The following is a 2,801-nucleotide window of genomic DNA, read 5'->3' as shown; positions in this document are numbered from 1 at the left end:
CCATAGAACCGGTTTCTCATTCTTAGCACGTGTAAAACTTTATTAACCCCTCATTATCTCTAATTATAGATCGAGGTGAGTGTAGATGAGTGAAGCCCAAAAACAGTATCCTAGGATAATAAGGGATAAGGAAGACGACTACTGGTGGGTAATAACATGGTGTAGAGATAAGCTAACAGTTCATGTAGTAAGAAAGCTGTGGATTGAATGGGAGCCAGATGAAACGGGGATGTCGCTAGGTATTCTATATAATCTCGGCTACTACTCGCCATGTATATTTTGGGATAGGCTTAGCCGATACGAGAAGGCTGTAGTAATAACAGTCGAATTCCACTATGGACCGGCGAATAGTTGGGAAACACCCACATTCATACTACCAGCTGACATGGAGCTGGAAGATATATATAACTTTATTAGGGAAGCCCTCTATATAGCGAAGAACTTCTAGAGAAAAAAAACTAAATGTATCTTTTTTTAATCAATTCAGATTCTATTCTATCTAATTGTTTATGTAGCTCTATCGTTAGCTTGTATAGTTTATCTATCTCTTTTCCCAACATGCTATCATCCATCCTCTTATCCTATCTATTATTGTTTAAAAGGAGGAGGATGGAATAACACCTTTCACAATTCCAATAGCCACAACTTGTGGAAATAGACATTTACACATGTAAAAGTATATTAACCCCTTTTTACATCAGTAAAGAACAACGAGGTGTAAAGCATGGACGATATCAGGAAAATAAGATGTGCACTTGAAAAACTAGACTACAGTGATGACGAAATAGAGAGGAGGTTAAGCAATATCACAAAAATAGAATTAAACGAGGAAAATCTGCGTGAAGTATTAGCATATGCACTTGACTCAATACTATATGCAAATAATGAAAGCGCTGACGCCAGCGCCGGTGCAGTTAAAACTGATGAATATGAATACGTTATAATCATCGAGAGCGAGACAAAGACGCTGATGATAATATACGATATACGTAGCGGCGAATTCGCAGCTTACGAGTCGCTACACATATAATTTTTTTCCTCAATTACATTGATGAGTTTTTCCACGCTACACACTCCTGAAATATGGTTTTCTATTAGAAACTGATGCAACTTTATGCTTCTCCTATTTGTTTTTCTATAGCAATATGGCTGCGGCGTTTTTATTGCATTTTATTGCTATGGAATTTATTGCAACTTATTGTCGCTTATTGCATTTTATCGTTTTATTGCTATAGAACTTATTGCTGTTTATCGCCACTTATTGCTATGGAATTCTCCATAGGCAATAAATTTATTGCCATAGGCGATAAACTTATCGCTATAGAACTTTATTGCTATAGAATTTAGCACTTGCTAATGCCGTTTATTACTATATGATTATCCCTAACTATCCCTAGGATTATCCCCTCCCCCTCCTTTTAAACCAATTATAAGGGATAATGAGACGGTGAATGGCATGAGGCTAGATAAAGCGATAGATAAGCTATATAAGCTAACAATAGAGCTGAATAGGCAGCTTGATAGGATTGGGGAGGAGTTGATTAAAAAACGCTATACCTAGTCTTTTTTACCACTCAATCCTGCTTAGCCACTCCTCGATATACTTCTTCAGCTTATCCCTGTTGGCAGCCATCATTATTGTTACCAGCTTCTTGTCTTCTGAGTGGATGCACCACTCATAGGCGGTCTTTAACTTTTTCGCCCTCACGATTATGCTCTTGCTGTTGGTCCCTTCGCATACATAGACCGAGCCGTTGACGCCTCTATCTGTTTCCGTGCATCTCACGCTTACGCTCATTACACTCACCTCGATTTAGATCTATAGTGTTAGGAGGGTTTATATAGTTTAGCACGTGTAAAAGTCTATGAGAAAAAGCTATTTGAGTTTAGGCATCCGCTTGTTTAGGACTAGGTATTTGGCTATTTCGTATCGCTCTTTACTTATCTCGAAAGCTAACCATCGCCTTCCATGAGTCTCGGCTACGTAGGGGATGTTGCCGTAGCCAGCGAATGGGTCTAGGACTACCCCGCCCTCCTCGGTTAATGATTGAACTAGGTATGATGTAGTAGTTGTTGCCTTAAACTGGTCGAATACTTCCTTAGTCATGCCTTTGAGTAAGTCATAATCTACCTCGCCCGCCATTATGACATCAGAGATTTTTATCTGGATCTTAGGGGGCTTTGCTTTGTAGAATATAATTGCTGGAGTATAATTGCTTGAGCCGAATGGGCTTCGTGTAGCCTTCGAGAAATCAAGCCGTATAATAGTCCAGTAGTATCTAAAGCCCACTTTCTCCGTTCCATCAATAAGCTTGTTAAGGAACTTGGTGGCATAGTATACGGCTAAGGCTCCACCCGGCTTCAATACTCTGTAGAGTTCAGGTAGTATATCGTATAATGCGTTTTCATCATCGTATTCATCACGTTTTACTCCCCAAGGTGGGTCAGTAATAACAGCACCCACGCTTTCACTAGGTATTGTCTTAATTAACTCCCTTGCATCCCCTAGGCATAACCGACCTAGCGTTGTCTCTACGCACTCCATTACACTCGCCTCACTCTTTTACTATTGTAAGAAGGGCTTATATAGTTTTACACGTGCTAAGAATGAGAAACCGGTTCTATGGCAATAATTTTATTGCTATAGGCGATAAACTTATGTCTATGGCAATAAATTTATTGCTATGGAAAACACTATAGGCAATAAACTTAATTAGGGTTATCGTCATAGTGTTAAAGCTGGGTGGAAGTGTGGATAGAAAGAGGTTGACGAAAAACGAATTAAAGAATATCGTTAATAG

The 2,801-nt window shown here is 39.2% G+C and carries 3 protein-coding genes; 2 read left to right on the top strand and 1 reads right to left on the bottom strand.

The features are described 5' to 3' along the window. Positions 1 to 85: 85 nt before the first annotated feature. Positions 86 to 448: a hypothetical protein gene (locus CBR30_09845; GenBank protein PMQ00695.1), complete on the top strand. Its 363-nt coding sequence runs from the start codon at positions 86 to 88 to the stop codon at positions 446 to 448. Between the two features lie 276 nt (positions 449 to 724). Beyond that, a complete protein-coding gene (locus tag CBR30_09840; protein PMQ00694.1) occupies positions 725 to 1,030 on the top strand; it encodes a hypothetical protein in 306 nt (101 codons plus the stop codon). A gap of 846 nt (positions 1,031 to 1,876) precedes the next feature. On the opposite strand, the gene CBR30_09835 is transcribed toward CBR30_09840, so the two are convergent. Further along, positions 1,877 to 2,545, bottom strand: a complete 669-nt coding sequence (locus CBR30_09835; protein ID PMQ00693.1) for a hypothetical protein — start codon at positions 2,543 to 2,545, stop codon at positions 1,877 to 1,879. Positions 2,546 to 2,801: the final 256 nt, after the last annotated feature.

It is taken from the genome of Dictyoglomus sp. NZ13-RE01 (genome assembly GCA_002878375.1).
Classification (GTDB): domain Bacteria; phylum Dictyoglomota; class Dictyoglomia; order Dictyoglomales; family Dictyoglomaceae; genus NZ13-RE01.
Note: the sequence above shows the minus strand (reverse complement) of the source record. Positions and strands in the feature narration are given on the sequence as shown.